The organism is Tabrizicola sp., from assembly GCF_041911175.1.
In the GTDB taxonomy this organism is placed as follows: domain Bacteria; phylum Pseudomonadota; class Alphaproteobacteria; order Rhodobacterales; family Rhodobacteraceae; genus Tabrizicola.
In genome coordinates, this window is the sequence record NZ_JAYRPN010000064.1 from 1 (window position 1) to 16,122 (window position 16,122).

14 protein-coding genes and 1 tRNA gene are annotated in these 16,122 nt (G+C 65.7%); 5 read left to right on the forward strand and 10 right to left on the reverse strand.

Annotated elements, in window-relative coordinates:
* From ACE3P6_RS08450 to ACE3P6_RS08475, 6 genes are all read right to left on the reverse strand, one after another.
* Positions 1–390: transporter substrate-binding domain-containing protein (locus tag ACE3P6_RS08450; RefSeq protein WP_374393749.1), on the reverse strand; the 390-nt coding region annotated here is incomplete at its 3' end.
* Positions 390–1,172: an ABC transporter ATP-binding protein gene (locus tag ACE3P6_RS08455; RefSeq protein ID WP_374393751.1), complete on the reverse strand. Its 783-nt coding sequence runs from the start codon at positions 1,170–1,172 to the stop codon at positions 390–392. The genes ACE3P6_RS08450 and ACE3P6_RS08455, both read right to left, overlap by 1 nt.
* A gap of 102 nt (positions 1,173–1,274) precedes the next feature.
* Positions 1,275–2,045: a phosphate/phosphite/phosphonate ABC transporter substrate-binding protein gene (locus ACE3P6_RS08460; RefSeq protein WP_374393752.1), complete on the reverse strand. Its 771-nt coding sequence runs from the start codon at positions 2,043–2,045 to the stop codon at positions 1,275–1,277.
* A complete protein-coding gene (locus tag ACE3P6_RS08465; protein WP_374393754.1) occupies positions 2,042–2,479 on the reverse strand; it encodes a TerB family tellurite resistance protein in 438 nt (145 codons plus the stop codon). The genes ACE3P6_RS08460 and ACE3P6_RS08465 overlap by 4 nt, the downstream gene beginning before the upstream one ends.
* A 46-nt stretch (positions 2,480–2,525) precedes the next feature.
* Positions 2,526–3,410 (reverse strand): PhzF family phenazine biosynthesis protein, encoded by an 885-nt coding sequence (locus ACE3P6_RS08470; RefSeq protein WP_374393757.1) that lies wholly within the window; start codon positions 3,408–3,410, stop codon positions 2,526–2,528.
* Positions 3,407–4,186 carry a 23S rRNA (adenine(2030)-N(6))-methyltransferase RlmJ gene (locus ACE3P6_RS08475; protein ID WP_374393758.1) on the reverse strand — a complete coding sequence of 260 codons (780 nt, stop codon included), beginning with the start codon at positions 4,184–4,186 and terminating at the stop codon, positions 3,407–3,409. Before ACE3P6_RS08475 ends, ACE3P6_RS08470 begins: the two co-directional genes overlap by 4 nt.
* Before the next feature lie 153 nt (positions 4,187–4,339).
* On the opposite strand from ACE3P6_RS08475, the gene ACE3P6_RS08480 reads away from it, so the two are divergent.
* The gene (locus ACE3P6_RS08480; protein ID WP_374370942.1) at positions 4,340–5,002 is read left to right on the forward strand and encodes a TerC family protein; all 663 of its coding nucleotides are present in this window, start codon (positions 4,340–4,342) and stop codon (positions 5,000–5,002) included.
* A gap of 184 nt (positions 5,003–5,186) precedes the next feature.
* Positions 5,187–5,669: an META domain-containing protein gene (locus ACE3P6_RS08485; RefSeq protein WP_374393761.1), complete on the forward strand. Its 483-nt coding sequence runs from the start codon at positions 5,187–5,189 to the stop codon at positions 5,667–5,669.
* On the opposite strand, the gene ACE3P6_RS08490 is transcribed toward ACE3P6_RS08485, so the two are convergent.
* Entirely contained in the window at positions 5,602–7,254 is a 1,653-nt protein-coding gene (locus ACE3P6_RS08490; RefSeq protein WP_374393763.1) for an RNA repair transcriptional activator RtcR family protein, read from the reverse strand. The two genes, ACE3P6_RS08485 and ACE3P6_RS08490, sit on opposite strands and share 68 nt — an antisense overlap.
* A gap of 175 nt (positions 7,255–7,429) precedes the next feature.
* Here ACE3P6_RS08490 and ACE3P6_RS08495 point away from each other — a divergent pair, with 175 nt between their 5' ends.
* From ACE3P6_RS08495 to ACE3P6_RS08505, 3 genes are all read left to right on the forward strand, one after another.
* Positions 7,430–8,986 carry an RNA-binding protein gene (locus tag ACE3P6_RS08495; RefSeq protein ID WP_374393765.1) on the forward strand — a complete coding sequence of 519 codons (1,557 nt, stop codon included), beginning with the start codon at positions 7,430–7,432 and terminating at the stop codon, positions 8,984–8,986.
* Positions 8,987–9,438: 452 nt separating this feature from the next.
* Positions 9,439–9,514, forward strand: a tRNA-Asn gene (locus ACE3P6_RS08500).
* Between the two features lie 194 nt (positions 9,515–9,708).
* Positions 9,709–11,109 (forward strand): RtcB family protein, encoded by a 1,401-nt coding sequence (locus tag ACE3P6_RS08505; RefSeq protein WP_374393767.1) that lies wholly within the window; start codon positions 9,709–9,711, stop codon positions 11,107–11,109.
* A gap of 321 nt (positions 11,110–11,430) precedes the next feature.
* Here the strand turns inward: ACE3P6_RS08505 and ACE3P6_RS08510 are convergent, their stop codons facing one another.
* Genes ACE3P6_RS08510 through ACE3P6_RS08520 form a run of 3 tightly spaced genes read right to left on the reverse strand, consistent with a single transcriptional unit; the run spans position 11,431 to position 15,876 of the window.
* Positions 11,431–12,048, reverse strand: a complete 618-nt coding sequence (locus tag ACE3P6_RS08510; RefSeq protein ID WP_374393770.1) for a hypothetical protein — start codon at positions 12,046–12,048, stop codon at positions 11,431–11,433.
* The gene (locus tag ACE3P6_RS08515) at positions 11,951–13,153 is read right to left on the reverse strand and encodes a site-specific DNA-methyltransferase (RefSeq protein WP_374393773.1); all 1,203 of its coding nucleotides are present in this window, start codon (positions 13,151–13,153) and stop codon (positions 11,951–11,953) included. Before ACE3P6_RS08515 ends, ACE3P6_RS08510 begins: the two co-directional genes overlap by 98 nt.
* Positions 13,153–15,876: a helicase-related protein gene (locus ACE3P6_RS08520; RefSeq protein ID WP_374393774.1), complete on the reverse strand. Its 2,724-nt coding sequence runs from the start codon at positions 15,874–15,876 to the stop codon at positions 13,153–13,155. Before ACE3P6_RS08520 ends, ACE3P6_RS08515 begins: the two co-directional genes overlap by 1 nt.
* Positions 15,877–16,122: the final 246 nt, after the last annotated feature.

A 16,122-nucleotide genomic window follows, 5' to 3' on the forward strand; every position in this document is an offset into this window, starting at 1 on the left:
CGATTGCACGGCGGTCAGCGCCGCAGCGGGTCCGGGCGCGCCGGGGCGGCCGATGTACCATTCGTCCGGATCCGTCGCGTGATAGGTCTGGGTGAAATCCACCATCTCGCGCCGTTCGGGGGTGACGGCGATGCCGCCGAGGACCACGTCGTAGTCGCCCGCCATCACGCCGGGGATCAGCTGGTCGAAGGTCACGTCGGCCCAGCGGCAATCCAGCGCGGCGCGGGCGCAGACTTCGTCCATCAGGTCGCGCTCGAAGCCGGTGATCGTGCCCGCGTCATCCAGGTAGGTGTAGGCCGGAAACGGCGCGTCGGTGGCGACGACCACAGGCTCCGAGGCGGCAAGCACCAGCCCGGTCATCAGCCCCGCGACCGTGCCGACACAGGGCATCAGGCCGCCGTCGCCGAGAGGAAACCGCGCAACCGTTCGCTTTGCGGATTGCCGAACAGGCTGGTGGGCGGACCCTGTTCCTCGATCTTGCCCTTGTGCAGGAAGATCACATGGTCGGAACAGTCGGCGGCGAGCTTCATGTCATGGGTGACCAGAAGCATCGTGCGTCCCTCGTCGGCCAGGGCCTTGATCACGCGGACGACTTCCTGCTCAAGTTCCGGGTCGAGCGCGGAGGTCGGCTCGTCGAACAGCAGCGCGCGGGGTTCCATGCAAAGCGCACGGGCGATGGCGGCGCGCTGTTGCTGGCCGCCCGACAATTGCGCGGGCCAGGCATCGCATTTCTCGACGATCCCGACCTTGGCCAGATAGTGCCGGGCCTTCTCCTCGACTTCCTTCGGATCGCGCTTCAGCACATGGACCGGCGCTTCCATCACGTTCTGCAGGATGGTCAGGTGGGACCACAGGTTGAACTGCTGGAACACCATCGACAGGTTGGTGCGGATGCGCGTCACCTGGTCGCGGTCGGCGGGGTGGCGGTTCAACCCCTCGCCCTTCCAGCGCACGGCCTCGCCCTCGAAACGGATTTCGCCCACCTGGCTGTCTTCCAGAAGGTTGCAGCAGCGCAGCAGCGTGGACTTGCCCGAGCCGGAGGAACCGATCAGCGAGACCACATGGCCGCGCGGGGCTTTCAGATCGACCCCTTTCAGCACTTCCAGCGGGCCATAGCTCTTGTGCAGGTCGTGGATGTCGATGACCGGGGTGTCGGAAGGGGTTTCAGGCATGGGGCTACCGGTCTGGGGCGTATGGAGGGGCAGTAGGGCCGAGATTTTGCAGCATTGCAACGTCGATTTGGCCGGAAGCGATGCGGCCTTTCGGCTATTCGGTCAGGACCGCGCGGCAATCTGTTCGGGCGGCGGCGGATTGGGCACCGCGAGGTAGCTGGCAAGCGGGATGCGGACGAGGCCCTTCAGGTGCAGGGCCGCCCGGTCGGCGGGGGCCAGCGCGGCGATGGCGGCGGCCACGATGTCGAACAGCGTTTCGGCGTCCCGGCGCGTTGCGGTGATCAGGGGCAGGCCGGGGGTGGGGTCGGTGCGGGCGACCTCCTTCAACCCGTCCATCGCCGGTTCGACCCCTTGCAGGAGCGCGTAGGTCACCGCATCGAGCGCGGCGATGTCGGCGCGGCCCTCGGCGACGGCCAGCGCAGAGAGGCGATGTCCGCCGGATTGCACTGCGGGCGGCAGGTGCAGGCCCAGCTTGGCGGCATGGGTCTGCGGCGCGGCCCAGCCGGATTGCGACAACGGCTCGTTATAGGCGAAGCGCGCGCCGTCGAAATCCTGCAGGGTCTGGCGCGGGTCGTCGGCACGGGCGACGAAGACCGAACGGTAATGGCCGGGGGGGCAGCCCTCGACCCCGTAGTCGGGCGTGCCGACATAGGCCACGCGGTCGTGCAGCCGGGCGCGGAACGGGTAGCCGCAGGTCTGCGACAGCAGCAGGTTGGGCGATTGCCACGCATCCCAATAGGCATGTTCGCCCCGGGTCAGGGCCTTTGGCGCGTCGATGCCACGGGCGCGCAGCCCGTCGCCGACCAGCGCCCAGAGCCGGTCGTTCGCGGCCTGCGCCGGGCCGAAATCATACATGCCAAGGCTTGCGATCATTCCCGTTCCGCCTTCTGCCGCGCCAGTGCCGAATCCACGTCCGTCAGGCCCAGAAGGTTCGCGACCAGCCGCATCAGCCGGTCCTCCTGCGCCTCGCGCAGGCCATCGGCCAAAGCCACCGACCAGAGCGCGACCATCAGCTCGGACCGGTCTTCCAGCGCGACTGCGTCCTTCAGCGCACGGGTGAAACGGACAGTGTCGGGCGCCTCGGTTTCCAGGGCCTCGGCATCGCTGCGCAATTTCGCGGCGGCGAAGGGATCAAGCCCGTGGCGATGGGCCAGCACCCGGTCGATCCGTTCCACCTCCTCGGCGGCGTAGAGCCCGTCGCTGCGGGCGACGCGGACCAACAGGGCGGCCAGCGCCAGCCGGGCATCGGGCTCGGGCAGGCGGTGCGGGGCGGGGGCCAGAAGCTGGCGGAGGAGATCACCGAACATGAGGGCAAGCTATGCGCCTGCCGTCCCCAAGGGAAGCCCCGGTCGATCAGGGTGGCGTGAGCCGACCCTCGCCGATGCGCACGGCGCTCCCCGCGATGCGGACCCGGGTCAGGGCACCGCCTGCCGCCTCGATGGTCAGCCAAAGGGTGGAGGGGCGGCCCATCTCGACCCCCTGATGCAGCGTCAGCCGGGTGGTGCCGTCCGGCACCGCGCCATTGGCCAGAAGCTGCGCTGCAAGGATGGCGCTGGCCGAGCCGGTCGCCGGGTCCTCGGGGATGCCCGCCGTCGGGCTGAACATCCGGGCGCGGTAGTCGCAGTCTTCGCCCTTTGCATAAAGATAAGCGCTGTCGACGCCATGCGCCGTGATCAGCCGCGACCAGTGCGGTTCGACCGGGCGGGCGCGGGCCAGCGCGTCCAGACTGTGCAGCGGCGCGTAGAGGAAACGCGGGCCGCCTTCGTGGGTGCCGGGGGCATGGGGGCCGATGTCATCCGGTTGAAGGTCAAGCGCCGCCGCCAGCAAGGAAACGTCCGGCGTGCCGCCCGCTGGATAGGGCAGGACCGGCGCGGTCAGCTCGGCGCTGATCCGGTCGCCCTTGCGGGTCACGGTGACGGGGACGAGGCCTGCCTCCTCCTCCAGCGTGATCGTGGTGGCGAAGTCGCCTTGGTGCGTCTCCTCGGCCAGCAGGATGGCGCAGCCGATGGTCGGGTGCCCGGCGAAGGGGATCTCGGCGGTGGGAAAGAAGATGCGGACCCGGGCGGTATGGGTCGGATCGCGCGGGGCCATGACGAAGATCGTCTCGGACAGGTTGAACTCGCGCGCGATGGTCTGCATCTGCGCCGCGCTCAGCCCGTCGGCCCCCAGCACCACCGCCAGCGGGTTCCCGGCGAAGGGCGTTTCGGTGAAGACATCCAGCGTGTGAAAGGCGATCATCGCAGCTCCTTGAACCTTGCGGACAGGCGGGCCAGCTCCTCGGCCAGCCCATAGGGCGGGTTGACGACGAAAAGGCCCGAGCCTTCCATCCGGTGCCCCTCGCGGACGGGGGGGAAGCGGACCTCATGTCGCAGGGCGTCGGGAAAAGCCGCCTCCAGCGCCTTCAGCATCGGGCCATGCGCGCCGCCCTTCAGGATCGGATACCACAGGATCAGGTGGCCCACGTTCCATTTGCGGTGGATGTTCGCCATGTGGCGCGGGATCGCCTCGTAATCCGCCTTCACCTCGTAGCTGGGGTCGATCAACATCAGCCCCCGGCGCGGGGTGGGGGGCGTGAGCGCCAGCGCCAGCTCGAACCCGTCCTTCCGGTGGACATGCGCGCGCCAGTCCTTCGCCACCGCCTTCAGTTGGGCGAATTCCTGCGGATGCAACTCGGCCAGGTGGATCGTGTCCGTTTCGCGCAAGCCAAGCGCCGCGATCAGGGGCGAGCCGGGATAGGCCTGCGGGCCGTAAGCCGCCCGCGTCTCCTCCAGCCGCTGCCGGTAGGGGTGCTCAGGGGGAAACAGCCGCTCGGCCAGCGCGATGCCCGCCGCCGCCTCGCCGGTCTTCACCGCCTCGTCCGCCGCCAGATCATAGACGCCACGCCCGGCATGGGTCTCGACATAGCTCAGCGGCTTCTCCTTGCGGGTCAGGTAGTCCAGCACCCAGGCGAGGGCCGCGTGCTTCTGCACATCGGCCAGGTTTCCGGCGTGGTAGAGATGTTGGTAGGACAGCATGGGCCAGCCCTAGCCGCAGCCTGCCCGGTCAGGCAAGGCCCAAGTTTTTCGCCCGCCGGACTTGCGGCAGTCTTGGGACGCGCCTATTTCCGCCGCAAGCAAGAGGCCCGCCACGGCCCGATTTGACACGCCGCCGCGCGAGGATGGGACAGAATGGAAATCTTCACCTACCAGGGTTTCGTCGCCCTCCTGCAGGTCATCGGCATCGACCTGGTGTTGGCGGGCGACAATGCCATCGTCATCGGCCTTGCCGCCGCCGGCTTGCCGAAGGAACTGCGCGGCAAGGCGATCCTGGTCGGGATTGCCGCCGCCACCGTCATGCGGATCGGCTTCGCGCTGATCACCACGCAATTGCTGGCCATCGTGGGGCTGCTCCTGGCGGGGGGCATACTGCTGCTGTGGGTCTGCTGGAAGATGTGGCAGGAACTGCGCGCCGGGGCGCATCAGCACGACATCGAGGCGGTCGAGGCGCTGGCCGACCGGGACATCGACGCGGACGGGGCCGTCGCCGACGACGCGCCAAGGAAGACCTTCGCCCAGGCTGCGACGCAGATCGTGGTGGCGGACGTCTCGATGAGCCTCGACAACGTGCTGGCGGTGGCCGGGGCGGCGAAGGACCATCCGACGGTGCTGGTCATCGGCCTTGCCCTGTCGATCGCGATGATGGGCTTCGCGGCCAGCTGGATCGCCAGCCTGCTGAACAAGCACCGCTGGATCGCCTATGTCGGCCTTGCGATCATCGTCTATGTCGCGCTGAAGATGATGTGGGAAGGCTGGCACGAGGTCGAGCCGATCGTCGTCGGCATGCTGCACTGACCACGCAGGACGCAGGTGCCGGGCCCTGAATGATCAGGGACCTGGCCGCGGGCCTTTTCGCGATCTCAACCATCCGGGCCGGGGCGGCAATGCCCCGGCCCGTTGCGTTCCGGGGTGGGGAAGGCCTGCCTTTCGCGAATGCCGCCGCTGTGGCAGGCTGCGGCGACCTTGTCCGGGAGAGCCCATGATGCTGCCGAGTGTCCGTATCACCCTGACGGCTGCGCTGATGGCCACGCTCGCCCTGACCCCGGCCCTGGCCCAGCCCTGCACTCAACCGCAGCCGCCGAAGCTGGAGGGCTCCGACGGAGATTTCGAGGGTGGCGTCTCGATCTCGGTCGGGCGGATCGCCGACCTGATCTGGGTGCCGCTGCTGATCGACGGCAAGCCCGTCCCCGAGGATGCGGGCCTGTCGCTGACCGTGACGTTCGACGGCAAGGCCAGCGGTACCACGGGCTGCAACCGGTTCACCGGCACGGCGGACCTTGACGCCGGGTGGATGTCCCTGGGTCCGCTTGCCGTGACGGAAATGGCCTGCGTGGACCCCGTGCGGATGGAGCGCGAAGCGGCCTACCTGAAAGCGCTGGGCGAGGCGCGCTGGTTCATCGCCTCGCCGGACGGGTTGTGGCTGACGCGCGAGGACGGGACGGTGGCGATGTGCCTGTGGTAAGCGGTCGCCGTGCGGCGCCGTCATCCCGGGGGCTGGCGACCGCCGCCCAATCAAGGCCAAAGCGCGCCAGGTATTTCCGCAACCGGTCGGCGTCGTTCGCGCTCGCCTTCTCCTCGCGCGAAACCGCAAAGAGGCGACGGCCGGCGGCCGACATGCTGCCGCTTTCGTGGCAGGCGCGGATCACGGCGGCAAGCTGGACGCGGTCGAATTCGTCCAGCACCACAGCTGCCGGAAGCACTTCGGCGAGCAGATCGGCATCCGGGTCGGCGGCCATCGCCGCCCATTGCCCGGTCAGCGTCGCGATCTCGGCCCCGACCATCGCCAGCGTCACGCGGCCGCGTTCGGCCAGCACCGCCATGCGCAGCGCAGAGGCTTGCAGGTCGCGCAGGGTGCCCGGCCAGGGCGTCGCCGGATCGCGGGCAAAGCGAAGGTAGCGCGCCAGCGCATCGGCGTTGAACCCGGTATGGCGGTCGAGAAGCCGCTCGGTCTCGGCGACAAGGTGCAGAAGATGCGCCTCGATGTCCTCGCGCCGCTCGCGCAAGGAGGGCAGGCGGAACTGCCATTGTGCCAGCCGGGCATGAAGATCGGGGCGAAGGCGGCCTGACCGGAGCAGAGCGCCGGGGTCGAGGCCGGCCGAGGCAATCAGGTGAAGCCGGGCCGAGACTTCGGCCTCTGTCCCGACGGGGCAATAGCGACCGGTCTCCAGCACTTGCAACAGTGCGGCCTGCGCCTCGGGCGGCAGGGCGTCGATCTGGTCGAGGAACAGGATGCCGCCGTCGGCTTCGCGCAGGAAGCCGGGGCGGTCGTTGCCCGGCCCGGCCCGGCGCTGGCCAAGCAGGGCGGGAAGGGCACTGTCGCCCAGGGTGGCGCAGTTGACCTGCACCAGCCGCCCCTTGACCCGGCGGCGCACCAGTTTCAACTCGTGCAGGCGGGTGGCAAGGGCGGATTTCCCGGTTCCCGCTTCCCCCACCAAGAGGATCGGCGCATCGGTGCTGCCCGCAACCAGGTCAAGCCGTTCGACCAGCGCCTGCAGCTTTTCCGACCGGGTTTCGACGCCGCCCAGCAACAGGGCCGAATGGTCGCGCCGGGCGGCCTCGAACCGGCGCTGGAGGGCGTTGTAGCGCGCGAGGTCAAGGTCGATGACGTCCAGCGTGCCTTGCGGGTCACCGCCTTCGCGCGGCGGACCGGTCTGGACAAGACGCGCGGGCACATGGCGGCTTTCGGTCAGCAGGAACCAGCAGATCTGCGCCACATGGGTGCCGGTGGTCAGGTGGACGTGATAGCGCTCGCGATCCTCGTCGAAGCCGTAGCTGGCGGCAAAGTCGTAGAGCTTGCCGTAGACCTCCTGGAAGTCCCAGGGGTCCTTCATGTCGATGTTGACGAGACGCACCTCGGTTTCGGGCGCGATGCTGCCGATGGCGGCGGCGACGGTGCAGGCCAGGTGATAGTGCCGCCCGTCGTGGATCAGCTCCAGCCGGTCGACGGGAAAGCCGGGGTGCTGGCAAAGCTGCACCGAGGGGCGCCATTCGCGCCGCTTGCCCATGTCAAGCTGGGTGCCGAGGAAGCCGATGACGACGTTGCGCATTGGGGTGATCCATTTGGATAATGCACTATATCACAGGATAGGATATTGTGAAAGTAATTGACGCAGATCTATAGATTATAAAACAAATACAGATACTTGCCTGAAAATCCGGATTCCCTGTCTTTCGCAGGCCCGCCGCGGCAAAACGGTGGAACGAAACAGAGGGATAACGATCATGGCAAACAAATCCGTGTTTGCATCGCTGGCGGGGCGGCTCATGCCGAAGGCGGCCGCCCAGACCGCCCACGGGACCAGGGCCTATGCCTATGGAGCCGAGCATCGGCTGGCGCAGCTGGCGATGACCGGGACCATCGGCGGCGGGTTCTACCAGGACGCCGAGGCCGAAGTGGCCGCGCTGGTCGCGGCGGCCGAGGCGGTGGAGCCGCTGTTCCTGGCCAAGGCCTGCGTGCATGTCCGCGCCAAGGGCCACATGAAGGACACGCCCGCGCTGCTTCTGGCAGTGCTGGCCAGCCGCGACCCGGCGCTGTTCGCGCTGGCTTTCCCGAAGGTCGTGACCTCGGGCAAGATGCTGCGGACCTTCGTGCAGATCCTGCGGTCGGGGCGGACGGGGCGGAAATCGCTCGGCTCGCGGCCGAAGGCGATGGTGCAGGGCTGGCTGAACGGCGCGTCGGATGCTCAGCTGATGGCGGCGATGGTCGGGAACGACCCCTCGCTGGCCGATGTGATCCGCATGGTGCACCCGAAGCCGGAAACGGCGGACCGGGCGGCCTTCTATGCCTGGGCGATCGGGAAACCGGCCGATGCGGCAGCCTTGCCGCAGGTGGTGCAGGGCCTGATGGCCTTCCGCGCCGGGGCTTCGGCCAAGGTGCCGGAAGTGCCGTTCCAGATGCTGTCCGACCTGACGCTCTCGCCCGCGCAATGGGCCGAGGTGGCGGGCCGGGCTTCCTGGGCCACGCTGCGGCAGGGGCTGAACATGCTGGACCGCAAGGGGGCCTTCGCGGTGCCTGGCGTAGTCGAGCAGGTGGCCAGCGTGCTGCGTGACCCGGCCCGCATCAAGGCGGCCAAGGCGATGCCCTACCAGCTTCTGGCGACCCTGCGGGCGCTGGAGGCAGGGGTGGACCCGCGGCTGCGCGAGGCGCTGCACGACGCGATGGAGGCTTCGGTGTCCAACGTGCCCCGCCTGCGGGGGACGGTCGCGGTCTGCCCGGACGTGTCCGGCTCGATGTCCTCGCCCGTCACCGGCTTCCGCAAGGGGGCGACGACGGCGGTGCGCTGCATCGACGTGGCGGCCCTGGTCGCGGCGGCGGTCCTGCGGGCCAATCCGCAGACGCGCGTCCTGCCCTTCGAGGTCGGCGTGCGCGAGGTGCGGTTGCAGGCGCGGGACACAATCCTGACCAACGCCGAGCGTCTTGCGGCGCTGGGCGGGGGCGGAACCAACTGCTCGGCTCCACTCGCGGCGCTGAACACGGCGGGCGTGGCGCCCGACCTGGTGATCTTCGTCTCGGACAACCAGTCCTGGGTCGATGGTCGGCAGGGCGGGCAGGCAACGGCGATGATGGCGGAATGGACGAAGCTCAAGGCCCGGAACGGGGCGGCGAAACTCGTCTGCATCGACATCCAGCCCTATGGCACCTCGCAGGCGGCGGAACGGGAGGACGTGCTGAACATCGGTGGCTTCTCGGACGCGGTCTTCGACCAGGTCGCCGCCTTCGCGGAAGGCCGGATGGGCCCCGACCACTGGGTCGGCGAGATCCGGTCGGTCAGCCTTTGACACTTTCCCCGGCCTTCGGGCCGGGGAGAACGGTACATCCCCGGCGAATGCTGGCGGCACTACAGTTGATCTTATTGTCGCGGGTTCGACTCCCGCCGTGTCGTCGCCCGCAAGGGAACGGCGCGTAGCTCAGCCGGTAGAGCATAAGACGTGTCGCAGACCCTTGTCGCCGGGACCATCAGAAGGAGAACCACCCGGCGAATGCCGACAGGACTACAGGTAGAGCGCCGGGAAACCGGAGGTCGCGCGTTCGACTCGCGCCGCGCAAGCGTAGCTCAGGAAGACGTCCTGCCATGCCTTGTCGCCGGACCCGGGAAAGCCGGGGCGAATGCCGAAGGGACTACAGCGCTCCGAGCGGGATACCTTGTGGGGTTCAAGCCCCCACCTTGCGGGCGGTCAACGGTGTGGCCGGAGGTCCCATCGTCTCTTCCCCCTTGTCGCCCCGGCCCTGATGGAGGGTAGCTCAGCCGGCAGAGCAGCGGGTTGTTACCCCGTTGGTCGAGGGTTCGAACCCCTCCCCTCCAGCCAGTTTCCCGGCCCGCAAGGACCGGACCAGGCAAACCCCGGCGAATGCCGTGCGGCACTACAGGCTGTTTACCCTCGTGGTCGCGGGTTCGAGTCCCGCCGCGCCCTCCACCAGTGGGCGCGTAGCTCAGACGGATAGAGCACGACGTGTCGCCAGACCCTTGTCGCCGGGGACCACAACGTGAGTGAATGAGATGATGACCGAAGCACCCACCCCGATCACCGGGGACCACCTGAAAGCCTGGGGCCATCGCCCCGGCCCGCACTACCCGGCGCTGATCGACCGGGCAAATGTCGCGTTGTCGCAAGGCGCCGACCACGACGCTGCGCGCGCGATGCTGGCCGCAGACCTGCCGCCTCCGACCCTGGGCCTGCAGCCCGTGGGCGCGGTTCGGCTGGACGTGAACATCCGCGCCGAAGATCCGGACGAAGCGAAGAACCTGGCGGACGTGACCGCCACGATGACCGAGGTCCTGAGGACCCCGACCGCCGTCGCCGGTGCGATCATGCCCGATGCCTGCCCGGCCGGCCCCCTGGGGACGATCCCGGTGGGCGGCGTGGTGTCGGTGCGGAACGCGATCCATCCGGGGATGCATTCGGCCGACATCTGCTGCTCGGTGATGATCACCGACCTTGGTCCTGTCGACCCGAAAGCCGCGCTGGACGCCGCGAGCGCCATCACCCATTTCGGCCCCGGCGGGCGCGACCAGGGCAATCGCCATACCGTGTCGCTGGACCTTCTGGACCAGTTCCGCGCGAACCCGTTCCTGCAGGACGGCAAGATGCTGCACCTGGCGCAGTCGCACATGGGCACGCAAGGCGACGGCAACCACTTCCTGTTCATCGGGCGCAGCCGCGCGACGGGCCGTGTGGCGATGGTCACCCACCACGGCTCGCGCGGGCCGGGGGGGCTTCTCCACAAGCACGGGATGGAGGTGGCGGAACGCTTCCGCCGCGCGCTGTCGCCCGAGACGCTGAAGCAGAACGCCTGGATCCCCGCCGATACGCCGGAAGGGCGCGACTACTGGGAGGCCCTGCAGGTAATCCGCCGCTGGACCAAGGCGAACCACAATGCGCTGCATCAGGCGGTGGTGGAACGCCTGCGCGCCGATCCGGGCGATCGCTACTGGAACGAGCACAACTTCGTCTTCCGGCGCGGCGACCTCTACTACCACGGCAAGGGAGCGACCCCCGCCTGGGACGGCTATGCCGCCGACGCGACCGGGCTGACGCTGATCCCGCTGAACATGGCCGAGCCGGTCCTGGTGGTGCGCGGGCGCGATGCGGCGCATGGCCTTGGATTCTCGCCGCACGGTGCGGGGCGCAATTTCTCGCGCTCGGAACACAAGCGCCGGGCGGGCAACGTGACGCCGGATGAGATGCTGGCGGCCGAGACGAAAGGCCTTGATATCCGCTTCCACGCCGGGGCGATCGACATCTCGGAGCTTCCGTCCGGCTACAAGCGCGCAGACGCCGTCGTGCGCCAGATCGGCGACTACGGTCTGGCCGGGATCGTCGACTACATCGACCCGTTCGGCTGCATCATGGCAGGCGACCTGCCGCCCTTCTGGCAGAAGGGCAACCGGACCCGGCGCTAGCCGGGTTCACCCGCAGGCCAGGTGGTCGCGGCGAAGGGCTTCGCAATCAAGGGGATGGATGGTGCTGCAAGAGAGGATTGAATTCTATCATGATATAATAAAAACAATTACTTAGATGAATTTATGGAACGCCGGAACGAACTGAATCTGGAACAAGAATGCTTGACAACTCGCACTTGTCGACCGTTGGCCGACGGCTCCGCTTACCCGCGATCCACAGGAGCGGTCACCGGCCGCGGATCTGATGCAAGTCATGGCTTTCCTGGAAACACAGCCTCCGCACCTATCAGAACTGTCCGCGCAAATTCAACTCCAGGCGTGTTACCCTTCTTCCAAGTCAAAACGTGACAGCATTTCTGCGTCGGGCAAACGCAAATAGGTTGCCACCAAACCGTTTACACTAGTGTTTGGCTGCACTGCTAGCTCAGGGACGAGGAGATATGACCAAGGTTTGTCGCCGGTCTGCTTCCCGTGAACTTCGGTCGCGATATGGCACCAAAGACTTGCGGCTTCGGCTTTCCGCAACACGGTGGTGTCGGACATCTGGTTGTTCGCCTTGGTCTCGATGATCAACTTGGCTGTGTCGGTCTCGACCACGAAATCAGGCTGATAGGGCAGGCCATCAGTGTCATATACCTTGAACTGATTGGGCCCAGGTTTCATCCACAACATAACGGATGTGTCCTGCTCCAGGATGACCGACAGTTTACGTTCGGTGTCCGAGTCGAACTTGGTCAACTGGTAGCAACCCTTGGTGAAACCGCCGAAGATATATCGCCTGATGTCACTGAGCCGTTCAGGTGGTGAGCGGAAATCCCGGATCAAAGACGCACCACTACCGTCAAAAGTCTGGGGACGAAGTTGGTCGAACGCAGACGTGACGGTGACCCTGTAGTTTGTCTGTTCCCGCCACATGTGCCGTTTCATCTCGACGAACATGGCTGCGGCGAACGATGTGGGTTTTCGCGTGGTCACCCAGTTCTACCATGATCCAGCGACGGCCCATTTTGTGAGCCACAGCCCCGGTGGTGCCGGACCCGGCGAAGGAGTCGAGAACGAGATCGCCGGGCTTGGTGGCGAGTTGGAGCACACGTTGAAGAAGGTGCTCTGGTTTAGGTGTTTCGAATGACGCCTCATCGGGAAACAGGTTCCTCATCTCGTTTTTCGAGGTTCTGTTGCTTCCAACATCATCCTTTCGCCAAAGAGTGCGAGGAACCAGGTCACCAACCTCATTGACGTATCTCTTTATGCTAGGTCTGGCTGATCCGTTCGGACCCCACCAGATGCGACCTTGGCTGTCGAGTTCCCGTAGCTTCTCTTCCGACACTCTCCAATATCTTCCAGGAGGGGGGGAAAACTGCCGCCCTGTAGGGCCAACTATAGTGTGAATCCCCTTTGAGTAAGGTTTGTTGGCATAGGGGTCGCCGGGTAACCAGTCGCCACGGGGATCAGCATCCGGGTTGGTATAGATGGAGTTGGCTTCCTCTGTTCTTGGAAGCTTCCTCGGCACCCATTCGGGACTCTTTCCATAGACCAAAACATGATCATGATCGGTCGAGAACTGGCGCGCAGAATTTCTTGGACTGTCTGCTTTTTCCCAAACACAGTTTGCAACAAAGCAGCTTCGCCCAATCACTTCATCTGCAATGACCTTCATGTAGTGAACTTCGTTGTCGTCGAGCGTAATCCATATCGACCCATCCTCCGCCAACAAATTCCGCAAGATTTCCAGCCGATCTCGCATCATTGAGAGCCACAGGGAATGCTCCAACCCATCATCGTAATGCTGGAAGGCGGACCCGGTATTATACGGCGGATCGATGAAGACGCACTTGACCTTCCCCCACACTTGCGGGTCCGTCTCCAACGCCTTCAATGCAAGCAGGTTGTCCCCGTGGATCAACATGTTGTCGAAGATATCGCCATCCTTACGGGTGGCAGCGTGGTGGGAAAACTTCGGCTCCTCGATCAGAATACGGGGTTCCAGACGTGGGCGGATATCCTTGCCGATCCAGGTGAGTTCCAGCTTGGTCTTTCCGGCCATCAGGCAAGGCTCCATCGGATTGTGAACAGCGGCGTCATTTCGGGGGTCAGGGCCAGTTGGTCGGCAATGTCGTCCAGCATCCGATCCCGCTCGGCGTCGATCTCTTTCAGCCGTGTGTAAAGCTGGTGTTGCAGGTCATCAACCTTTGATTGCAACGCCTTGGCCTCCCGCGTCAGGGATACCTTGGTGGCCAAGTCTACCGTCGCCCGGGTCAGCTTTTTCTTCTCGTTGGCTTCCTTGGTCATGGCCTTGATCTGCTGGTCGTAGGAAACCCGTGCGTCTTCCCGCCATGCATCCAACCGGTCCGTTTCTTCGGTCAGAAACTCCCCCAGCCGCACCTGGGCCTTGCCGACAATCTCGGTCTGCCGATCTTTCACCACGGCGGTCAGGTGATTCTCGGGCATGTCACCCGTCGCGGGGCCGGTGATGCGGGCCGGAACCTGCAACATCCGTTCAGCGGTTTCGGTATGCACGGGGGTGCCGTCATCGGTGAAGGCGGCACAGATGATCTCATCCCAAACCCGGGCGGGCGTGGTCAGTTTCAACCGGGCCACCCGCATCCACCCGGACTGCCCCCGCATCCCCGCCACATCGGACAAGTTACCATCATAGGCATCATAGTCGAAGTGCAGTGTGGCCGGTGCCAGTTCCCGATCCTGGGCCTGGGCGACCAGCCGATCCGCCAACCCTTCATCCCCGATCCGCAGGAACCGCCAGCCGCGTTCATCGGCCTCGGGCCATTCGGTGGACCAAGTGGCCCCGTCCCAGTCGAACCGCTGGGCATGGTTTTCGTGAAACCGAGCCTCGGGCAGTTCGGCCCGGACCAGCCCCAGCAGGGCCCGCTTGAACTCGCCCATGGCCGAGTTGACGGCATCCTTGCGGTCCAGCAGGCGTTCGATCACTTTGTCGTCCATCTCGGCCAGCAGCTTGTTGCGGGCATCCCGCTTGGCCTCGTCGATCTCGGTCGCGAAGGTGGCCTGGAGGGCATCGAACGCGGCGTTGATCTCGTCGTTGGTCCGGCAGGACTGCACGATATCCAGGATGCGGCGTTCGATATCCACCCCGGATTCGATGGCCCCCAGCACCTCGTCCGATGACCCGAACACGCCATCGAACAACTTGAACTTCTGCTCCAGCAGTTGATGGATGCGGGCCTCGGCCTGGTTCTTGCGGTTGAGGAAGTTGATGACGGTGACGTCGATCTTCTGGCCATAGCGATGGCATCGCCCGATCCGCTGTTCCACCCGTTGGGGGTTCCACGGCAGGTCGTAGTTGATCAGCAGGGAACAGAACTGGAGGTTGATCCCCTCGGCCCCGGATTCCGTGGCGATCAGAATAGTGCGGTCGTTCCGGAAGGCGTCGACGATGGCCGCTTTCATATCGGCGGTCTTGGACCCCGACACCGCGTCAGTGCCCCTGTGCTGCGCCAACCACGCCTTGTAGACCGCACCGCTGTCCTTGTCCGCGTTTGACCCGTTCAGCACCACCGTCTGGCCCTGGAAGCCGTGGTTCTCCAGTATCTCACGCAGGTAGGTTTGGGTCCGAACGGACTCGGTGAAGATCACGGCCTTGCGTTGACCACCCTTGGCGACGATCTCATCCAACACACCTGGGAGACAGTCCAAGAGGGCCCGACCCTTGGCGTTATCGGCGATGCGGATGGCCAAATCACGATAGCGGCTGAGTTCGGTGATCTCATCCTGGAGCTTCTTGGGATCGACGGCATCGACATCATCGTCGGAGTGATCCTCGACGGCATCGGCCTCTGCCGCTTGCCCACCGTCCCGCCATTCCTCCGCCTGCTCGGCGAACCCGTCCACATCATCCAGGGCATCGTCATCAACGATGCGGCGGGCTTCCAGGCGACGAACCATCTTGTCGAGCGTCTGGGCCACCGCGAATGACGAGGACCCCAGAATCTTGCGCAACATCAGGGTGACCAGGTGACGACCGTTCTGGCCCAGGGCGATGGTGTCGGTCCGCTGGAGGTAGGCCGACATCAAGTCATAAAGGTCGGTCTCCAGCCGGTCAGGGGTGAAGTCGAAGGTCTTGGGATGACGGTTGGTGTAGTTGATCAGGCCGATCTTCTGAACCTGGCGGCGGAGTGTTCTCTTGCAGATCGGCTCCAGGCGACGCGCCAGGAGGGCCTGGGAGGCCACCTCCTCCCGACCACCGAACTCGGCCCGGAACGCCTGTTCCGACCCGAAGTAGGTGTCGTCGATGATGCTGATGAGGCCATATAGCTCCATCAGGTTGTTTTGGAGCGGTGTGGCGGTCAGCAGCAGCTTCTGCCGCCCCGACAAGCCTTCGATGTAAAGCTCCAGCCGCAGGGCAGCCGCCGCGCAAAGGACGACGTTCTGCGCCAGCCAGAGGAGGAGGAGAGGCCGGATCGCCCGCGTGCCGCCAAGGAAGGGTCGCGCCGCCAGCGCAAAGCCCCCGGCCAGGATCGCGGTGGCGAACAGCGGATAGGCCCCGCGATGCGCGAACTCCGACAGTGTCATGCCCAGAGGCAGGGTCGCCCCGCCCAGAAGGATCGTGATGTCGGTCAGGGTCTGCAGGGCGATGAGAAGGTTGAAGACGCCAAGCGCACGAAGGACCGAGCCCGCGTGGAGGCCAAGGCTAGGCAGAACCAGGGTGCCAGAGGGTCGAGGCGCGGACAGCGGAACGGGTGCAAGGAAAGGGGTCGTATCCAGACTGGAAGCGGTTAACGCTGGATCGCACAAAACGGCCTTTCGCCGCAGTAGGCGGGATCATGTCCGCTCACCGTGAGTCGGCGTCCTGCGCATTATACCCTTCTGCGCGCTTCAGGCTAAACTACCCATCCGTGCCCTGCTTGCGCCACTCTCCATTATCCCTGATAGTCAGCCGCCTAGGGGGATCTTCTATGTTAATCGCGGAGCGACCGGTCGAGCAGCTACAGCACGATGTCGACGGCAACCTTGCCCGCCCAATCCCTATGTTGCCGGACT

Coding starts and splice junctions, on each gene's coding strand:
- ACE3P6_RS08485 (WP_374393761.1), top strand. CDS start 5,187: ATGATGCTGCCGAGTGTCCGTATCACCCTGACGGCTGCGCTGATGGCC.
- ACE3P6_RS08515 (WP_374393773.1), bottom strand. CDS start 13,153: ATGGCCGGAAAGACCAAGCTGGAACTCACCTGGATCGGCAAGGATATC.
- ACE3P6_RS08455 (WP_374393751.1), bottom strand. CDS start 1,172: ATGCCTGAAACCCCTTCCGACACCCCGGTCATCGACATCCACGACCTG.
- ACE3P6_RS08505 (WP_374393767.1), top strand. CDS start 9,709: ATGACCGAAGCACCCACCCCGATCACCGGGGACCACCTGAAAGCCTGG.
- ACE3P6_RS08490 (WP_374393763.1), bottom strand. CDS start 7,254: ATGCGCAACGTCGTCATCGGCTTCCTCGGCACCCAGCTTGACATGGGC.
- ACE3P6_RS08475 (WP_374393758.1), bottom strand. CDS start 4,186: ATGCTGTCCTACCAACATCTCTACCACGCCGGAAACCTGGCCGATGTG.
- ACE3P6_RS08460 (WP_374393752.1), bottom strand. CDS start 2,045: ATGATCGCAAGCCTTGGCATGTATGATTTCGGCCCGGCGCAGGCCGCG.
- ACE3P6_RS08470 (WP_374393757.1), bottom strand. CDS start 3,410: ATGATCGCCTTTCACACGCTGGATGTCTTCACCGAAACGCCCTTCGCC.
- ACE3P6_RS08465 (WP_374393754.1), bottom strand. CDS start 2,479: ATGTTCGGTGATCTCCTCCGCCAGCTTCTGGCCCCCGCCCCGCACCGC.
- ACE3P6_RS08480 (WP_374370942.1), top strand. CDS start 4,340: ATGGAAATCTTCACCTACCAGGGTTTCGTCGCCCTCCTGCAGGTCATC.
- ACE3P6_RS08510 (WP_374393770.1), bottom strand. CDS start 12,048: ATGTTCGTCGAGATGAAACGGCACATGTGGCGGGAACAGACAAACTAC.
- ACE3P6_RS08495 (WP_374393765.1), top strand. CDS start 7,430: ATGGCAAACAAATCCGTGTTTGCATCGCTGGCGGGGCGGCTCATGCCG.